Source organism: Nitrobacter sp. TKz-YC01 (assembly GCF_047824785.1).
GTDB lineage: Bacteria > Pseudomonadota > Alphaproteobacteria > Rhizobiales > Xanthobacteraceae > Nitrobacter.
This window is the reverse complement of record NZ_CP181167.1, coordinates 1597701-1614478: the sequence shown is the minus strand read 5'-3', so window position 1 is coordinate 1614478 and position 16778 is coordinate 1597701. Positions and strand designations below refer to the sequence as shown.

15 protein-coding genes are annotated in these 16778 nt (G+C 61.5%); 2 read left to right on the top strand and 13 right to left on the bottom strand.

Features of this window, described 5'->3' with window-relative positions; all coding sequences use genetic code 11:
- Nucleotides 1–39: 39 nt before the first annotated feature.
- From ACMYR2_RS07560 to ACMYR2_RS07520, 9 genes are all read right to left on the bottom strand, one after another.
- On the bottom strand, nucleotides 40–1155 hold the full coding sequence (locus ACMYR2_RS07560) for a polyamine ABC transporter substrate-binding protein (protein ID WP_416193944.1): 1116 nt from the start codon (nucleotides 1153–1155) through the stop codon (nucleotides 40–42).
- Nucleotides 1152–2312, bottom strand: coding sequence for an aminotransferase (locus ACMYR2_RS07555; protein ID WP_347264334.1), 1161 nt, complete (start codon nucleotides 2310–2312; stop codon nucleotides 1152–1154). The genes ACMYR2_RS07560 and ACMYR2_RS07555 overlap by 4 nt, the downstream gene beginning before the upstream one ends.
- Nucleotides 2313–2327: 15 nt before the next feature.
- Complete coding sequence (locus ACMYR2_RS07550; protein WP_347264333.1) at nucleotides 2328–2663, bottom strand: rhodanese-like domain-containing protein; 336 nt, start codon at nucleotides 2661–2663, stop codon at nucleotides 2328–2330.
- A 238-nt stretch (nucleotides 2664–2901) separates the two neighbouring features.
- A complete protein-coding gene (locus tag ACMYR2_RS07545; protein WP_347264332.1) occupies nucleotides 2902–4806 on the bottom strand; it encodes a potassium transporter Kup in 1905 nt (634 codons plus the stop codon).
- A 147-nt stretch (nucleotides 4807–4953) separates the two neighbouring features.
- Nucleotides 4954–5784: a flagellar motor protein MotB gene (locus tag ACMYR2_RS07540; protein ID WP_347264331.1), complete on the bottom strand. Its 831-nt coding sequence runs from the start codon at nucleotides 5782–5784 to the stop codon at nucleotides 4954–4956.
- A 137-nt stretch (nucleotides 5785–5921) separates the two neighbouring features.
- Nucleotides 5922–6695 (bottom strand): motility protein A, encoded by a 774-nt coding sequence (locus ACMYR2_RS07535; RefSeq protein ID WP_416193943.1) that lies wholly within the window; start codon nucleotides 6693–6695, stop codon nucleotides 5922–5924.
- 403 nt (nucleotides 6696–7098) lie between these two features.
- Nucleotides 7099–7980 (bottom strand): CDP-diacylglycerol--serine O-phosphatidyltransferase, encoded by an 882-nt coding sequence (gene pssA / locus ACMYR2_RS07530; RefSeq protein WP_416193942.1) that lies wholly within the window; start codon nucleotides 7978–7980, stop codon nucleotides 7099–7101.
- A 109-nt stretch (nucleotides 7981–8089) separates the two neighbouring features.
- Nucleotides 8090–8833, bottom strand: a complete 744-nt coding sequence (locus ACMYR2_RS07525) for a phosphatidylserine decarboxylase (protein ID WP_347263299.1) — start codon at nucleotides 8831–8833, stop codon at nucleotides 8090–8092.
- Nucleotides 8834–8954: 121 nt separating this feature from the next.
- On the bottom strand, nucleotides 8955–10913 hold the full coding sequence (locus tag ACMYR2_RS07520) for an ABC transporter ATP-binding protein/permease (RefSeq protein WP_347263298.1): 1959 nt from the start codon (nucleotides 10911–10913) through the stop codon (nucleotides 8955–8957).
- A 212-nt stretch (nucleotides 10914–11125) separates the two neighbouring features.
- On the opposite strand from ACMYR2_RS07520, the gene ACMYR2_RS07515 reads away from it, so the two are divergent.
- Entirely contained in the window at nucleotides 11126–11728 is a 603-nt protein-coding gene (locus ACMYR2_RS07515) for a TIGR00730 family Rossman fold protein (protein ID WP_347263297.1), read from the top strand.
- Nucleotides 11729–11753: 25 nt separating this feature from the next.
- Here the strand turns inward: ACMYR2_RS07515 and cimA are convergent, their stop codons facing one another.
- From cimA to cysS, 4 genes are all read right to left on the bottom strand, one after another.
- Nucleotides 11754–13352 (bottom strand): citramalate synthase, encoded by a 1599-nt coding sequence (gene cimA, locus ACMYR2_RS07510; RefSeq protein ID WP_347263296.1) that lies wholly within the window; start codon nucleotides 13350–13352, stop codon nucleotides 11754–11756.
- Complete coding sequence (locus ACMYR2_RS07505; protein ID WP_347263295.1) at nucleotides 13349–13849, bottom strand: GNAT family N-acetyltransferase; 501 nt, start codon at nucleotides 13847–13849, stop codon at nucleotides 13349–13351. The genes cimA and ACMYR2_RS07505 overlap by 4 nt, the downstream gene beginning before the upstream one ends.
- Before the next feature lie 4 nt (nucleotides 13850–13853).
- Nucleotides 13854–14336 (bottom strand): endonuclease domain-containing protein, encoded by a 483-nt coding sequence (locus ACMYR2_RS07500; protein ID WP_347263294.1) that lies wholly within the window; start codon nucleotides 14334–14336, stop codon nucleotides 13854–13856.
- Between the two features lie 147 nt (nucleotides 14337–14483).
- Nucleotides 14484–15917: a cysteine--tRNA ligase gene (gene cysS / locus ACMYR2_RS07495; RefSeq protein ID WP_347263293.1), complete on the bottom strand. Its 1434-nt coding sequence runs from the start codon at nucleotides 15915–15917 to the stop codon at nucleotides 14484–14486.
- Between the two features lie 296 nt (nucleotides 15918–16213).
- Between cysS and ACMYR2_RS07490 the strand changes: the two genes are divergently transcribed.
- The gene (locus ACMYR2_RS07490; protein WP_347263292.1) at nucleotides 16214–16534 is read left to right on the top strand and encodes a hypothetical protein; all 321 of its coding nucleotides are present in this window, start codon (nucleotides 16214–16216) and stop codon (nucleotides 16532–16534) included.
- Nucleotides 16535–16778: the final 244 nt, after the last annotated feature.

The following is a 16778-nucleotide window of genomic DNA, read 5'->3' as shown; positions in this document are numbered from 1 at the left end:
CGCTTGAAAACGCTCTGCTCCGGGATATTCTCCGGCCCGTCACCGTCCGGTCTTTATGCGTGTCCAGAGCCGGTTGATCGAACGTTGCGTCGCGAGATCGCGCGCGGTGATGATGAACAGCCGCTTCATCACGGCTTCGTCCGGATAGATCGTCTTGTCATTGAAGGATTCCGGATCGATCAGCTTCTGGCTGGCCAGATTGCCGCTGGCATAGGACAGGAAGTCCGAATTCTTCGCCGCAACGTCTGGCCGATAGAGATAGTTGATCAACTCATAGGCCTCGGCGACATTCCTCGCATCCAGGAGAATGGCCAGGTTGTCGAAGAACATCTGCGCGCCCTCTTTCGGAATCGCATAACCGATCTCGACACCGTTACGGCTCTCCGCCGCGCGGCTTTGGGCCTGCTTGATATCGCCGGACCAGCCGACGACGAGACAGATCTCTCCGGTGGCAAGGCCGTTCAGATATTCCGAAGAATGAAACTTGCGGACATACGGCCTGATCCTGCCGACAAGAGCCGCCGCCTTTTCCAGATCGTTCTTTTCCGTCGAGTTTGGATCGAGGCCGAGAAAGTTGAGCGCGGCAGGCAGGATATCATCCGCGGAATCAAGCATCTGAACGCCGCAGTCCTTGAACTTCGCGAGCTTGTCCGGATCGAAGATGACATCCCAACTATCGATCCTGCCGTCGGATCCGAGAATGCGCTGCACCGCTTTGACATTGTAGCCGATGCCGGTCGTGCCCCACATATAGTTCACGGCATACTGATTGCCGGGATCATAGGTTGCGAGTCTCTCGGTCACCATGGGCCATGCGTTGACCAGATTCGGCAACTTCGACTTGTCGAGTTTCCGAAAGATGTTCGCGCCGATCTGACGCTGAAGAAAATATGCGGTCGGCACCACGACATCGTAACCGGACTTGCCGGCAAGCAGCCGCGTTTCGAGCGTCTCGTTGGCATCAAAGGTGTCGTAGACTACCTTGATTCCGGTTTCCTCGGTAAAGGCCTCGAGCACGCCAGGCGCGATGTAGTTCGACCAGTTGAAAAAATTGACGACGCGCTCGGCGGCCTCGGCACGCGGCGACAACACCGCGCCCGAACCCAACGCCAGCGCCACGGCAACCCGGAGCCACAAGGACCGGTTCGGAATCATCGCCTGCACCTGCGCACGGCGTCGGACAAGCGTTCTAGCGCGGCGTCGAGCGTGGCGTCCTTCTTCGCGAAGCAGAAGCGCACGATCGAGGTGACCGCGTCCTTTTCGTAGAACGCCGAGACCGGAATCGCCGCGACCTTGTGGTCCGCGACGATGCGCCTGCAAAACGCGTGATCGGTTTGATTGAGCCCAAGCGGCGCGAGATCGACGGTCAGGAAATAGGTTCCTTGCGAGGGTAACACCGGAAACCCGATGTCTTCGAGGCCGCGGGTCAGGCGGTCGCGGCGTCGCGCCAGATCGCGGCGCATCTCGAAGAAATAAGCGTCCGGCTTTGCAAGGCCACGGGCGACCGCGGTCTGAAGATTGGGGGGCGTTGTGAAGGTGAGAAACTGATGCACTTTCGCGGTAACGCGCAATAGCGGCGGCGAAGCGCAGACAAAGCCGACCTTCCAGCCCGTCAGCGAGAATATCTTTCCGGCCGATCCGATCTTGATGGTGCGCTCCCGCATGCCAGGAATGGTGATCAGCGGAATATGCTCGCGGCCGTCGAAAACAACGTGCTCCCAGACCTCGTCGCAGATCGCGACCGCATCGAACTCCTGGCAGAACCGCGCCAGCAACTCCAGATCATCGCGCGCATAAACCACCGCGGCCGGATTGAGCGGATTGTTGAACAGCACGGCCCTGGTCCTGGGGGTGAAGGCGTCGCGCAGCGCGTCTTCCGTCAGCCCCCAGTGCGGCGGCTCCAAGCGAACCAGACGCGGAACGCCCCCGGCCTGCCTGATGATCGGAAGATAGGAGTCGTAGAACGGCTGGAAGACGACGACCTCGTCGCCCGGCTCGACCGTGGCGAGAATGGCGCTGGTCAGCGCTTCCGTGCCGCCGGAGGTGACCATCACCTCGCTCGCCGGATCGACCGCAAGGCCGTGCCAGTGACGGTAGTGAGCGGCGATGGCCTGCCGCAACTCCGGAATACCCATCATCGACGGGTATTGATTATAACCGTCGAGAACAGCGTCCGCGGCCGCGCGCCGGATATCCTCCGGGCCGGGATCATCGGGAAAGCCCTGCCCGAGATTGATGGCGTCGTGGTCGCGCGCAAGCTGCGACATGGTCTCGAAAATGGTCACCGGCAGGTCCGCGAAGACCTTGTTCATCGAGAGCGCCAACTCTCAGCCGCCGGATCGCGTCGGCAATCCTGCCGCCTTCCATCCCAAAATTCCGCCGTCGAGATGCTTGTCGTAAGGCAGGCCGGCAGCCTGCGCCGCCAGCGACGCGCTCACCGAGCGCTTGCCGGAGCGGCACGCAAACACCACCTGCTTGCCTTGCGGGTCGGGGATCGCCGTAAGGTCGAACGTCGAAAGGGCGACAGCCGCCGCGTCCGGAAAGGCCTCCGCCGCAATCTCGTTCGGCTCGCGAACGTCAACCAGCAGATAGCGTCCGTCGGTGATGCCTTTCGAGACATCTTCCGGCGTCAGATCGTGAACGACAAAATTCAGATTCGCCAACGTGACCTCCTCGCGCTTTTGCCTTCGGACGCTCGCACCCGGCGCACTGCCAGTATCGCCGCTTCTTCGGACGCGAAAGGTCGCCCCTTGCGACGATAAAATCAAGCACCCATGGTTCCAAATGATGGCTTGTCTAGAGCATGTTCGCTTCTGATTAAATCAGAAGCGAGGCTCTAGATTATTGTTTTTGACGCGTTTTCTTCACGCGAACCGGTACCCCACCTCGCTCGAAAACGCTCTAGATGATGACCTGCGTCCCGACCTCGACAACGCGGCCGGTCGGAATCTGAAAATAGTCGATCGCATCGTTGGCCGACCGGCTCAGCGCAATGAACAGCTTGTCCTGCCACGCAGGCATTCCCGACTGCGCGGACGCCTTCAATGACCGGCGGGAAACAAAAAACGAGGTCGACATAATATCGAACTGCCAGCCCAGCTTGCGCGCGATGGCCAGCGCCTTCGGAACATTCGGCGATTCCATGAATCCGAAGCGGAGGCTGACGGTTGAGAATTTTTCGCTGATGTTTTCCATGCGCACGCGCTCGGCGGGATCGACCCGGGGCGTTTGCGCGGTTTCGATCGTCAGGATGACGTTGTGTTCGTGAAGCACCTTGTTGTGCTTCAGGTTGTGCAGAAGCGCCGTGGGCACGAAGTTGGGATCGCTGGTCAGGAACACCGCCGTGCCCTTGACGATATGCGGGGGGCGTTTCTCAAGACTCTGAATGAGATCCAGAAGCGGCACCTCGGTGCGCCTTGTTTTCTTGATGAGGATCGCCACGCCGCGCCGCCATGTCCATATCAGCACCACCATGGCGATGCCGAACAGAAGCGGCACCCAGGCCCCGTCAAACAGCTTGAGCAGATTGGCGCTGAAAAACATCATGTCGACAACGACAAGCGGGACGACCAGCGCCGCCGCAGTCGCCGGGTGCCAGTTCCACAGCTTCCGGACAACGACAAAGCCCATGATGCCGTCAGCGACCATCGTGGTGGAGACGGCGATTCCGTAGGCGGAAGCGAGGCCGCTGGACGTGCGGAACAACAGCACCAGCAGCAGCACGCCGATCAGCAACAGCAGATTGACGCGCGGCAGGTAGATCTGACCGGCATGGGTCTCGGATGTGTAGCGAACCTCGAAACGCGGCAGCAGGCCGAGCTGTACTGCCTGCCGGATCAGCGAATAGGCGCCTGTGATGACCGCCTGGCTTGCGATGACCGTGGCGGCGGTCGCCAGGATAACCAGCGGCAGGATCAGCGGCGCGGGCGCCAGACGGTAGAAAGTGTTTTCGATCGCTTCGGGGTGGGCGAGGATCAGCGCTCCCTGTCCGAAATAATTCAGCAACAGCGACGGCAGCACGAGACAGAACCAGGCCACCTGAATCGGCTTGCGGCCAAAGTGTCCGAGATCGGCGTACAGCGCCTCGCCGCCCGTCACCGACAGAAAGACCAGGCCCATAATGACGAGGCCGAGCAGTCCGTGGTTGAGCAGGAAGTGGATGGCGTACCAGGGATTCACCGCCAGCAGCACATGCGGATCCTCGTGGATGTGCAGCACGCCGAGAACCGCAATCGTCACGAACCACAGCGCCATCACCGGAGCAAACGCCGAAGCGACCCGCGCGGTGCCGCGGCTCTGGACCGCGAACAGCATGATCAGGATCACCAGCGTCAGTGGAACGACATAATCCTGGAGCCCCGGCGCGGCGAGTTTCAATCCCTCGACGGCCGACAACACCGAGATCGCCGGCGTAATCATGGAATCGCCGATGAACATCGAGGCGCCGACCACGCCGAGCGCCAGCAGAAGCAGGCTTCGCCGCCCCAGCGCCCGCTGCCCGAGCGCCATCAGCGACAGCGTTCCGCCCTCCCCGTTGTTGTCGGCCCGCAGCAGCAGGAGAACGTATTTCGCCGTCACGACGATAAAGAGCGACCACAGGATCAGCGACAGCACGCCGAGCACGATCGCAGGCGTTACCGCTCCCTCTTGAGCGGCGTGATCGACCGCCTCGCGGAACGCATACAAGGGCGAGGTTCCGATATCGCCGAAAACCACGCCGACGCTTCCGAGCGTCAACGCCCAAAAGCCGCTCGTCTTTGCCGGGGCTTCGCCTTTGCCTTCGGCAGTGGGATCGCTGACGGCCATGGTGTCGTGCCAATGCTCTGATGATGATTTTGATCCGGGGCTATCGCGCACAAGCTACCCGCCCGTCAATCATCGAATGGTATTGACAGCCCGCACCCGGCCTGCCCGGCTGGCCACCCGATTCCGGTATAGGAATACAGTTGGCGGTTAAGGCTTCAAATTCGGCGGCAGCGGAGGCGCTTCGCGCATCAAGGTGATGGTCACGCGCCGGTTCGCCGCCAGTGACGGATCGTCGGGAAACAACGGCATGCTGTCCGACTTGCCCGATACCGCGAAGATATGACCAGCCGGCACCCCCTCCCGCTCAAGGATCTGGCGAACAACGTTGGCGCGGTCCGCCGACAGGTCGAAGCCGTCATAGTCGCTGCGCATCGCCATGAAGTTCGAAGCGGTATGGCCGGTGACCGAGATCCGGAACGGCGTCGCCTTGAGCGGAGCCGCAAGCCGCCTGATCAACATCCGCGTCCGCTCATAAGGTTCTTTTGACCCTTCCGCGAACATGGAGCGGCCGTCCTGGTCGACGATTTCCAGGTTGAGGCCCTCCCTGGTTTCCTCGAACATGATGTGCTTGGAAAGCTCTGTCAGCTCCGGCATGTCCTGCAACGCCTGCCGCAGCGACGCCGACGCAAGCGCGAACTCGCGATCGGTCTTGAGGCGAGCGCCCGCGATCTTGAAACGCTCCTGTTCATCGGGGGTCGGGTTCGTGGAAGTTTCATCCGGCGGAACGTGCGCTGCGTTTTTCAGCTTGGGCCGCGTCGGCAGGCCGTCCGATTCGACGATGCCGGAATATCGCACCTCGGTCTGGGAGCCGAAGGCATCGCGCATCGAGCCCGCAACGATCTTGAGCTTCTGATTATCCATCGTGGAGAACGCGACGAGCATCACGAAGAAGCTCATCATCAGGCCCATCAGATCCGCGAACGTGACAAACCAGCCGTGACCTCCGCCGTGCGCATCGCCTCGCTTCTTTTTGGCCATCGCTGGTTTCCCGACTGGCGCGTATTCCGCAAAAGTGGATATCGGTTTTCGCGATCAGAATACGCGCAAGTTATTGATTGAGCATTTCTTGTGGCTAACCGGATTCCACTTAGGTGGAAAATGCTCTGGCCGTCAGGTCACGCTGGAACCGGCTCGCCTTCTTCGTGGCGATGCTTTTCCGGCAGATAGGCCAGCAGCATTTCCCGCACCAAAGCCGGGCTCCTCGAATCCCGGATCATCAGGATGCCGTCGATGATCAGGGTGCGATTGGTCTCCTCGTCCAGCAGCTTGCCGTGGAGCTTGTCCGCGATCGGCAGGCAGAACAGGTTGGCGACGAGCGCGCCGTAAAGCGTCGCGAGCAGCGCCGTCGCCATGAACGGTCCCAGCTTGGAAGGATCGGTCATGTTGGCGAACATCTGCACCATGCCAATCAGGGTGCCGATCATGCCGAACGCCGGCGCACAATCGCCGATCGCGCGGTAGATCTTGCTCCCCTCGTCGAGGTGCATGAGAAAATTGTCGCGATCGCGCTCGAGATTATCCCGGATGAATTCGAGATCGTAGCCGTCCGCGACGAAACGGATTCCCTTGGCGAGGAACGGCTCGCTGGTTTCGACTTTCTCCAGGCCGACCGGTCCCTGCTTGCGCGAGATCTCGGCGATCCGCGCCAGTTCATCGACAAGGTCGCGCGCCGACAGCCGGCTCATGGTGAAGGCATACTTGGCGCCAAGCGGCAGACCATGCAAAATCGCGCCGAGCGGAAAGCGGATCATCGTCGCGGCGATCGAGCCGCCGAAAATGATGATCATGGCATGTTCGCTGACGAACATGTGCAGATCGCCGCCCATAAAGACCATCATGGCAATTACGATCATGCCGAAAGCAAGCCCGGCACCGGTCATGATATCCATGATGAACTCCACGCATACTCGACCGGCCATCCTGGGCGGCGGCGCGACCATTCTGAGTCACGCATCGTCACCCTAGCTTTCGCGCCATTAAAGACCGGTTACCGGAAGAGAAGCTGCTGCCGATGCGCCAGAGTAATCCGCTTCTGAATGATCAGAAGCCATGGCGTTTTCGAGCGAAGCATGTCCCCAGGTTTGACTAGAGGATGAAATCCGGTTCGCGTTAAGAAAACGCGTCAAAACATAAAGGTAAAGTCCTTCACCGTTTCCATGAAACGGTGAAGGACTTTAGGCTCTATGATCTTGATTTAACGCGTGTTCTTCACGCGAACCGGCATCGCGTGGCAGGGTCGTAACGCGAGGACGCGCCATGCCCGAAACGCCACAGGCTGCTTCCGCACAGTTCTCAATGCGGACGGGTGGGCCGGTTGTCCTGCTTGCGCTGCCGGATCCGAATGGACGGCGGCGCTGCCTCGGCGGCGGCTGACGACGCGGGAGGATCGGCTTCCGCCGATGACGCCGCATCCGGGAACGTCTCCTGAACGGCGGCCTTGAGATCCTGATCGCGATAGGATTTCCAGCCGATCGGAAGGCTCAGCAGGAAAATGATCGAGCCGAAGGAGAGGACGACCCAGGGATAGCTGATCAGGAGCGCGATGACGAAGACCACCGCCACGAAGACCGGCAGCACGAGTTCCGGCTGCACGCGCATCCCCACCGTTTTGCCGGAAAAGACCGGCAGCCGGGAAACCATGAGAATTGCAATCAACAGCGTATAGAGCGCCGTCAGGACCGCAGGTGGCTGTGGTATGCCCAGAAACGAGAGATAGATCGGCAACAGCACCGCGATCGCACCTGCCGGCGCGGGAACGCCGGTGAAGAAATTCGCGGCGAAGGCCGGCTTGTTCTCGTCGTTCATGGTCGCATTGAAGCGGGCGAGGCGCAGACCGCCGCTGATCGCGAATATCATCGCCGCGATCCAGCCCACATTGCTGAGGTCGTGCAACTGCCAGAAGTAGAGGATCAGACCGGGCGCAACGCCGAAATTGACGAAGTCCGCGAGACTGTCGAGTTCGGCGCCGAACTTCGACTGACCCTTGATCATCCGGGCGACCCGCCCGTCGAGCCCGTCGAGCACGGCCGCGAATACGATGGCCGCCACCGCGAGCTCCATCCGCCCCTCGGTGGAGAGGCGGATCGCCGTCAATCCCGCGCAGATCGCAAGCAGCGTGATGAAATTCGGCACCAGCATCCGCACCGGAATCGGACGAAACCGGCGGCGGCGCAACTCGGGCGCTTTGGGATCGTATGGCGTCGGCGCGTCTCCTATATGGCCCTATACGGGAAGGCTTGCCGGGGCCGCCATCATCTCGGCGTCCCCGACAAACCGGGAGTGCTTAACTACTACGGAAAGTCCGCCCGTCTGTCTGCTGAAAATCAGCCAGCACCGTCTCGCCGGCGACCGCGGTCTGTCCCTCGGACACCAGCACCTGCGTCCCTTCCGGAAGAAAGACATCGAGCCGCGAGCCGAACCGGATCAGCCCGAAGCGTTCGCCGGCCTCGACCGTCTGCCCGTCATGCACGAAGGTCACGATACGGCGCGCGATCAGGCCGGCGATCTGAACCACGCCAACCAGGCCATTGTTTGGCGTCGATATGACGAGCGCGTTACGCTCGTTGTCCTCGCTCGCCTTGTCGAGTTCGGCATTGATGAACTTGCCGGGGCGATAGACGATTCGTTCGATCCGCCCCGCCACCGGGCTGCGATTGACGTGACAATTGAACACACTCATGAAAATCGAAATACGCACCATCGGCAGCTCGCCAAGCTCGAGTTCGGCGGGCGGCACAACCGGTGCGATCATCGATATCCGTCCATCCGCCGGCGCGACGACAAGCCCCTCCCGGATTGGCGTCACACGGGCGGGATTGCGGAAGAACAGCGCGCACCAGATTGTCAGCAGCGTTCCGATCCAGCCCAGCGGGCTCCAGATCCAGAACAGGATGATGGTGGCCAATGCGAAGCCACCGACGAAGGGATACCCCTTCGGATGAATCGGCGAAATCTGCGCTCGCACGGATCTTGCACCGGAGCGAACGGATTTCGCGATGGAGAGGAGAGTCTGTCGATCTATGGGCATGAGCACCTGATGATATGCGAATGAGCCTGAGGTGAAGGTGACTTATGAAAATACGACACGACCCTCGATCGGCATCGTATGGATTCAATGCCTGATTCGGGAGGGTCACCTTGGACCCATTCTACCCTGCCGCGCCGGTTGGCGCCACCAGGGGATCGTCCACAGGCGGAGGGGCGCGATTCGGGGCGCCCTCTTCATCCCCGATCAGCGCAAGTCTCTCCCGCGCTTCCTCGGCCTCTCGTTGCCTGTTCCACATGCTCGCATAAAGGCCGCCCGCCGCCAGCAGTTCGGCATGTGTGCCCCGTTCGGCGATCCGGCCCTGATCGAGCACGATGATTTCGTCAGCGCCCACAATGGTGGAGAGCCGGTGCGCGATCACCAGCGACGTCCGGTTGCGCGAGACCCGTTCGAGTGCCTCCTGGATTTCATGCTCGGTGTGGCTGTCGAGCGCCGACGTCGCCTCGTCCAGCACGAGGATGGGGGGTGCCTTCAGCACGGTACGCGCGATCGCCACGCGCTGCTTCTCGCCGCCGGACAATTTCAACCCGCGCTCGCCGACCTCCGTCTCATAGCCTTTAGGCGACATCCTGATGAAGCCGTCGATCTGCGCCGTCCGGGCAGCCGCCTCGACCTCCTCGTCGGTCGCATCCCAGCGGCCATAACTGATGTTGTAGCGGATGGTATCGTTGAACAGCACGGTGTCCTGCGGCACCATCCCGATCGCCGCTCGCAATGACTCCTGCGTCACATCGCGGATATCCTGACCGTCGATCAGGATGCGGCCGCTGGAGACGTCATAAAGGCGGAACAGCAGCCGCGACAGCGTCGATTTCCCGGCTCCCGAAGGGCCGACGATGGCCACCGTCTTTCCCGCCGGCACATCGAAAGTCAGGCCCTTGAGGATCGGGCGATCCGCATCATAGGCAAACCGCACATCCTCAAACTTCACCGACCCGCTCTCGACGCGCAGCGGCTGCGCACCAGCACGATCCTGGACCTCGGCGCGGCGGGTCAGCACGGAGAACATCTTCTCGATATCGATGATCGCCTGCTTGATCTCGCGATAGACCATGCCCATGAGATTGAGCGGCTGGTAGAGTTGGATCATCATGGCGTTGACCATGACGAAATCGCCGACGGTGTGGGTCCCGTTCCGGACCCCGACCGCGCACATGATCATGACCGTCGTCAGGCCGGCAGTGTAGATCACCGCCTGCCCCGCATTCAGCACCGCCAGCGACGTATAGGTCTGCACGCTTGCGGTCTCGAAGCGCTCCATTGAGCGGTCATAGCGATCCGCTTCACGCGTCTCGGCGCTGAAATACTTGACCGTCTCGTAGTTCAGAAGCGAATCGATCGCCTTGGTGTTGGCGTCGGAATCGGAGTCGTTCATCCGGCGGCGGATCTCGATACGCCACTGCGTCGCCTTGTAGGTGAAGGCCATGTAGACCACGACGGTCAGCAGCGTCACCAGAACGTAGCGCCAATCGAACTGCCAAAGCAGCACGGCGGTGAGCAGCCCGACTTCAACCGCTGTCGGAACGAGCTGAAGGATAACGAGCCGCACCATTTCTTCGATGCCGTTGCGGCCGCGTTCGAGCACGCGCGTCAACCCGCCGGTCTTGCGTTCGAGATGAAAACGCAGCGACAGCTCGTGCATGTGGACGAACGTCCGGTAAGCCAGCCTGCGCACCGCGTGCATCGCGACCTTGGCGAAGGTGCCGTCGCGCCATTGGGTCAGCAACGCCATCAGCACGCGGGCGGAGCCGTAAGCCAGCGTCATCGCGAGCGGCGATACGATCAGCCACATCGCCCAGTTGTCGGGCTGTACGGGCGCGCTCCCCGCGCCGCCCAGCGCATCGACCGCCCATTTGAACGTGAAGGGAACGACCAGGGTCGCGACCTTCGCCGCAAGCAACAGCACCAGCGACCATGCCACGCGCATCTTCAGGTCGGCGCGGTCTCCGGGCCACATGTAGGGCCACAGATGCAGGAGCGCCTTGCCGAGGGTCGCGTTCCGGGTAGGGTCATCCGAGGGCTTTGCCGGCGCGGTTGCCTGAGGGACAGCCGCGTCAGCCATCGAGCGCGCCCGAACCGAAAAGCGGCGGCGCCGGCCGCGTATGTCGTCTGATAAAGGTCATGGATCGGCTCTATATAGAGCGTTTAAGTGCCGCGTACACCCCAAGCCGACGATTCCTTTTGCAGTGACGGCACCGGCCGGCGAAGGGAAATTAACCCTGTCGCAACGGCCGAGTCTTGACGCTGTGATTTTACGGTGCCACATCGATTCTCATGAACACCATCAGAACGGTCTGCGTCTATTGCGGCTCAGGCCCCGGTACAAATCCCCACTTCGTCGAAGCCGCCGTTGATTTCGGGAAAGCTCTTGCCCGGAACAACGTCGGACTGGTCTATGGCGGCGGCTCGGTCGGTCTGATGGGCGCCATCGCGACCTCGACCCTCGATCACGGCGGCACCGTCACCGGCATCATTCCGGATTTCCTGACCGCGCGCGAACATGCCCTGTCGCGCGTTCAGGAGATGATCGTCACCCGTGACATGCACGAGCGCAAACGCCTGATGTTCGAACGGTCGGACGCGTTCGTCGCCCTGCCGGGCGGGGTCGGCACGCTGGAGGAACTGGTCGAACAGCTCACCTGGCAGCAACTCGGGCGGCACAGCAAGCCGATCATGCTGGCGAATATCGACGGCTTCTGGGAACCGCTGCTCGATCTACTCGCTCACATGAGGAGCACCGCCTTCATCCGGCCGACGCTCGCTGTGAATGTCCTGCAGGCCGACCGCGTGGAGGACATTCTGCCGAAACTTCGCGTTGCCGCGAGCGGCACGGTCGACTCGAAACACATGCCGGCCGACGTCGCCGACCGGCTGTGATCATGACGGCTCCGGGACCCACCCTTCACGCCGGCGCGCCGGACTTCACCAGCTTGTAAAATACCGAATCCATCAAGGCCTGAAACGACGCATCGATGATATTGGGCGACACGCCGATCGTGGTCCAGCGCTCGCCCTCCTCGTCCTCACTCTCGAGCAGCACCCGCGTCACCGCGCCGGTGCCTCCGTTGAGGATACGCACGCGGTAGTCGATCAGCTTCAGCCCATCGATGTATTTCTGATACTTGCCGAGATCCTTGCGCAAGGCAAGATCGAGCGCGTTGACCGGACCGTTGCCTTCGGCGGCCGAAATCAGCGGCTGGCCATCGACCCTGACCTTCACCACCGCCATCGCGACGGTGACGCGCAGGCCGTGGGAATTGTAGCGTTGTTCGACATTGACGTCATAATGCTCGACGTCGAAATACTCGGGCACCCGGCCAAGCGTGCGCCGCGCCAGCAGATCGAATGACGCGTTCGCGGATTCGTAGGCGTAACCCGCCGCCTCGCGCTCCTTCATGTCCTGCACCAGCCGTCCGAGCTTCGGATCGTTCCTGTCGAACGCGATGTTGGCGCGTTCGAGTTCGGCAAGAACGTTCGACCGGCCGGCCTGATCCGACACCAGCACCTTGCGGCGATTGCCGACCGACTCCGGCGAAACATGCTCGTAGGTCGCGGGATCCTTGAGGATCGCGGACGCATGGATGCCGGTCTTGGTGACGAACGCGCTTTCACCGACATAGGGCGCGTGCCGGTTCGGCGCACGGTTGAGCATGTTGTCAAGCGTGCGCGACACCTGCGTCAGGTCCGCAAGCCGATCTTCGGTCACGCCGATGTCGAAGAGATCGGCGAATTCCTTCTTCAGTTTCAGCGTCGGAATCAGCGAGCAGAGATTGGCATTGCCGCAGCGCTCGCCGAGACCGTTCAGGGTCCCCTGGATTTGCCGCGCCCCTGCGCGCACCGCGGCCAGGGAATTGGCGACCGCCTGCTCGGTGTCGTTGTGGGCATGGATGCCGAGATGATCGCCGGGGATGTGTTTCGCGGCCTCGCGAACCGTCGCCTCGATCTCATCCGGCATGGCGCCGCCGTTGGTGTCGCACAACACCACCCACCGCGCGCCGGACTCGTAGGCCGCCATTGCACAGGCGAGCGCGAACGCAGGATCCTCCCGGTAGCCGTCGAAAAAATGCTCGCAGTCCACCATGACCTCACGGCCGGCTGCGGTGGCCACCTTCACGCTGTCGCGGATCGACGCCAGGTTTTCGTCTTTCGTGGTTTCGAGCGCGACCCTGACCTGATAGGCGGACGATTTCGCGACAAAGCAGATCGCATCCGCCTCGGCCTCGATCAGCGCCGCCAGTCCAGGATCGTTGGAAGCCGAGCGTCCGGGACGCCGCGTCATGCCGAAGGCGGTGAAACGCGCATGGCGAAACGCGGGCTTGTGCGAGAAGAACTCGGTATCAGTCGGATTGGCGCCGGGATAGCCGCCCTCGACATAGTCGATGCCGAGATCGTCCAGCATCTTCGCGATCGCCTGCTTGTCCTGCAAGGTGAAGTCGACGCCGTTGGTCTGCGCACCGTCACGCAGCGTGGTGTCGAACAGATAGAGACGTTCGCGGTTCATGCCGCGCCACCCGCGGCCAGCGTCTTCTTCATCGTGGTATTGGCCAGCCACTCATCACCGATCGTCACCGAATTGCGTTGCATCGCGACGTAGCCGCGCCTGGCGAAAAATCCTTCCGCCGTATCGCTGGCCTCAACGGTCAGCGCCGCAGCGCCGCGTGCGGCGGCAAGCTTCTCGAGCGCATCGCAGAGCGCCGTCGCAACCCCGTGGTCCACCGCGCCCGGATGCACATAAAGCATGTCGATGTGATCTGTGCCTTTGAGCGAAGCAAAGCCGACCGGCGAACGCTGAAGCGTCGCCACCAGCGTCAACTGGCCCGCAAGCCGCGCGCCGAACTTGTCCTCATCATCCGCGGCGGCCGCCCACGCGATCTGCTGCGCCTCGCTGTAGTCATCGCCGGTCAGTTCCTCGATGCTGGCGACGAAGATCGCAGCCAGCACGGGAACATCAGTGGGCAGCATCGGCCGCAGCGCCGGTTTGGGAAGCGATTGTCCCATCGCGTCAGAACATCTCCTTCTGTCCCTCTCCCCCTGCGGGAGAGGATGGCAGCGAGCGCCAGCGAGACGCCGGGTGAGGGGTCGTCGCTCCCTCCGAAATTACGGTCAGCACGCCTTCCAGATTCGACAGCACATCATTGTTCCAGAACCGGAGCGTGCGAAAGCCATTGTCAGCAAACCAGCGGTCCCGATCGGCATCACGCAGCGATTCCGCGTGCTGACCGCCATCCACCTCGACGACGAGCCGCAGATCGAAGCAGAGAAAATCCGCGATGTAAGGTCCGACCGGGACTTGCCGCCGAAATTTGAGTCCTTGAAAGCGCCGGTCCTTGAGCGCGAACCAGAGCTTCCGCTCGGCATCGGTCATCCTCGCGCGCAAGCTCCGCGCCGTTATTTTTCGAGGTGCCCCCTCACCCGCCTCGCGCCCATGGCGCTCGGCACCCTCTCCCGCAAGGGGAGAGGGCAAAACTCGCGGCTCTGCTGTCATCGCGCCACGTCCTCCGTCCCTCTCCTTGACAAGGATTTGAACCCCTCACGCACCTTCATCGCGCAAGCTGCTTCTTTCCCTCTCCCCTTGCGGGAGAGGGTGGCGGCGAGCGCCAGCGAGACGCCGGGTGAGGGGTTGTTGACTTTGTCATCGCGCGATCTCCCAAGTCGTCACCGGCTTACCGTCTGCGTCCTTGCCGTCCTTCAGCACAACGCCCATGGCGGCGAGTTCGTCACGAATGCGGTCGGATTCCTTGAAGTCTTTTCGCATTCTAGCTTCAAGACGAGCGACCACTAATTCATCGACATTCGAACTTGCGTGCTGTTCTTGTGAACGCAACCAACGGGCGTATGACAACACGTCGATCCCAATAGATAATAGCGCATGGTCGAAGGCGTCATCGTAGCTCAGCTCTCCAATTCTCGAAAGCATCAGCGGAGTGTTAAGATCATCAACGAGCGCCTCCAATATTTCTGGTGGAAGGTTCAATTGAACCGATCGCTCTTTCGTCGGCATCCCGCGACGGGCATATTCAAACTGTTTTATTCGCCCGCAGACGCGGCGGAGAATAGTTTCACTCTCTTCCAAAGCTTTGATCGTCCAATCGATCGGTTGGCGATAATGGGTGCGCAACATATTCAGCCGCAGCACCTCGCCCGGCCACTTCCGTCCGCCGAACTTTTCCGTGGTCAACAGTTCATTGATCGTCACAAAATTCCCGAGGCTCTTCGACATCTTCTCGCCTTCGACCTGCAGGAAGCCGTTGTGCATCCAGTAGTTCGCCATCGCGTACGAGCCGTGGGCGCAGCGCGACTGCGCGATCTCGTTTTCATGGTGCGGGAAGATCAGGTCGAGGCCGCCGCCGTGAATATCGAAAACCTCGCCGAGATAGGCCGCGCTCATCGCCGAGCATTCGATGTGCCAGCCGGGGCGTCCCCTGCCCCATGGGCTGTCCCAGCCCGGCTCGTTCTCGGATGACAATTTCCACAACACAAAATCGGCCGGGTTCCTCTTGTGCGCATCCACCGCGACCCGCGCGCCGGCCTTCTGTTCTTCCAGCCTGCGGCCCGACAGCGCGCCGTAGTCCGGCATCGACCGCACGTCGAAAAGCACCTCGCCGCCCGCCTCATAGGCATGGCCGCGCGTGATGAGCTGGCTGATAAACGTCACCATGTCGGTCTTGCCGTCAGCGCGCGGCAACACGAACTCGGTGGCGCGCGGCTGGTGCGTCGGCGGCAGGCAGCCGAGCGCAGCGACATCGGCCTGAAACTGCGCGGCGGTCTTTTCGGTGACCTTGCGGATCGCCTCGTTCAGCGGAAGATCGGGAAAATCGCGCGCCGCGCGGTCGTTGATCTTGTCATCGACGTCGGTGATGTTGCGGACGTAGGTGACGTGGTCCGCGCCGTAGAGATGCCGCAGCAGCCGGAACAGCACGTCGAACACGATGACAGGCCGCGCATTGCCGATATGGGCAAAGTCATAGACCGTCGGACCGCAGACATACATCCGCACGTTCGACGGATCGATCGGCGTGAAGACACGCTTCCGCCTGGTCAGGGTATCGTAAAGGCGCAGTTCCATGGAATCCGTTCCGAGGTCGCTGCCGCTGACAGCGGGATGCAAATCCGTTCCGCTCGCTGGCCGGACGCCGGGTGATCTCATGGTGAGATAAAGACGGCAGCAGCCAGCGAATCGCTAGGCCGTAATCTCGCGGCAAATGCCACAAATGGCGAGGAGACCGTTCATTCCGGCGAACATGGAGCAGCCGGGATATAGCGTCAAGTCCTCGCCCCATAAACGCCTTATTTTGCCGTGAAATCGCCGGCATTCGTCGCGGCAACCCTGCTGCGTCGCTCTCCTTCTTTTCCGGCACATCAATGCATATTTTTCCGGTGGCTCGGGTTTTTCCCGGCATTCTGGCAGGCGCGGCTCTCTTTGCCGCTTCCGCCTGGGCGGACAGTCGCATTTTCATCGTTGCCAACCAGGCCGACGGATACGGCATCGACCAATGCCTTGCCGAGGGCGAAAGCTGCGGCGCTCATGCCGCGCATTCCTACTGCCGGGCGCGCGATTTTGCACAGGCCATCGCTTACAAGCGCGTACGGCCTGACGAGATGACGGATTCGATTCCGGGATCCACAAGCTCCTGCCGGCACAATGGCTGCAACGAATACGTCGCGATAACCTGCCAACGCTGAATCCTTCGCAACGGAAAAAACGAAGTTGCAATGAGGCCGCCACACTCGCGCCTTCGAAACGACGTGACGCTGCCGCGAGAAGCGGATATGACACGGCCACGCTGACGATGGCCATTCGCATAACGCAATCGGCCCGCACCATCAGCGTCTCGCGACGCAATCATGCCTTCCCTGGATTGCGTCTAAAATCACTGCGATGGACGCATCTGTGTTCGGAAGACGATCCCTCTTCGTAATGTCAATT

Coding starts and splice junctions, on each gene's coding strand:
- ACMYR2_RS07560 (WP_416193944.1), bottom strand. CDS start 1,155: ATGATTCCGAACCGGTCCTTGTGGCTCCGGGTTGCCGTGGCGCTGGCG.
- ACMYR2_RS07555 (WP_347264334.1), bottom strand. CDS start 2,312: ATGAACAAGGTCTTCGCGGACCTGCCGGTGACCATTTTCGAGACCATG.
- ACMYR2_RS07545 (WP_347264332.1), bottom strand. CDS start 4,806: ATGGCCGTCAGCGATCCCACTGCCGAAGGCAAAGGCGAAGCCCCGGCA.
- ACMYR2_RS07540 (WP_347264331.1), bottom strand. CDS start 5,784: ATGGCCAAAAAGAAGCGAGGCGATGCGCACGGCGGAGGTCACGGCTGG.
- ACMYR2_RS07535 (WP_416193943.1), bottom strand. CDS start 6,695: ATGGATATCATGACCGGTGCCGGGCTTGCTTTCGGCATGATCGTAATT.
- ACMYR2_RS07525 (WP_347263299.1), bottom strand. CDS start 8,833: ATGCCCATAGATCGACAGACTCTCCTCTCCATCGCGAAATCCGTTCGC.
- ACMYR2_RS07520 (WP_347263298.1), bottom strand. CDS start 10,913: ATGGCTGACGCGGCTGTCCCTCAGGCAACCGCGCCGGCAAAGCCCTCG.
- ACMYR2_RS07515 (WP_347263297.1), top strand. CDS start 11,126: ATGAACACCATCAGAACGGTCTGCGTCTATTGCGGCTCAGGCCCCGGT.
- cimA (WP_347263296.1), bottom strand. CDS start 13,352: ATGAACCGCGAACGTCTCTATCTGTTCGACACCACGCTGCGTGACGGT.
- ACMYR2_RS07505 (WP_347263295.1), bottom strand. CDS start 13,849: ATGGGACAATCGCTTCCCAAACCGGCGCTGCGGCCGATGCTGCCCACT.
- ACMYR2_RS07500 (WP_347263294.1), bottom strand. CDS start 14,336: ATGACAGCAGAGCCGCGAGTTTTGCCCTCTCCCCTTGCGGGAGAGGGT.
- cysS (WP_347263293.1), bottom strand. CDS start 15,917: ATGGAACTGCGCCTTTACGATACCCTGACCAGGCGGAAGCGTGTCTTC.
- ACMYR2_RS07490 (WP_347263292.1), top strand. CDS start 16,214: ATGCATATTTTTCCGGTGGCTCGGGTTTTTCCCGGCATTCTGGCAGGC.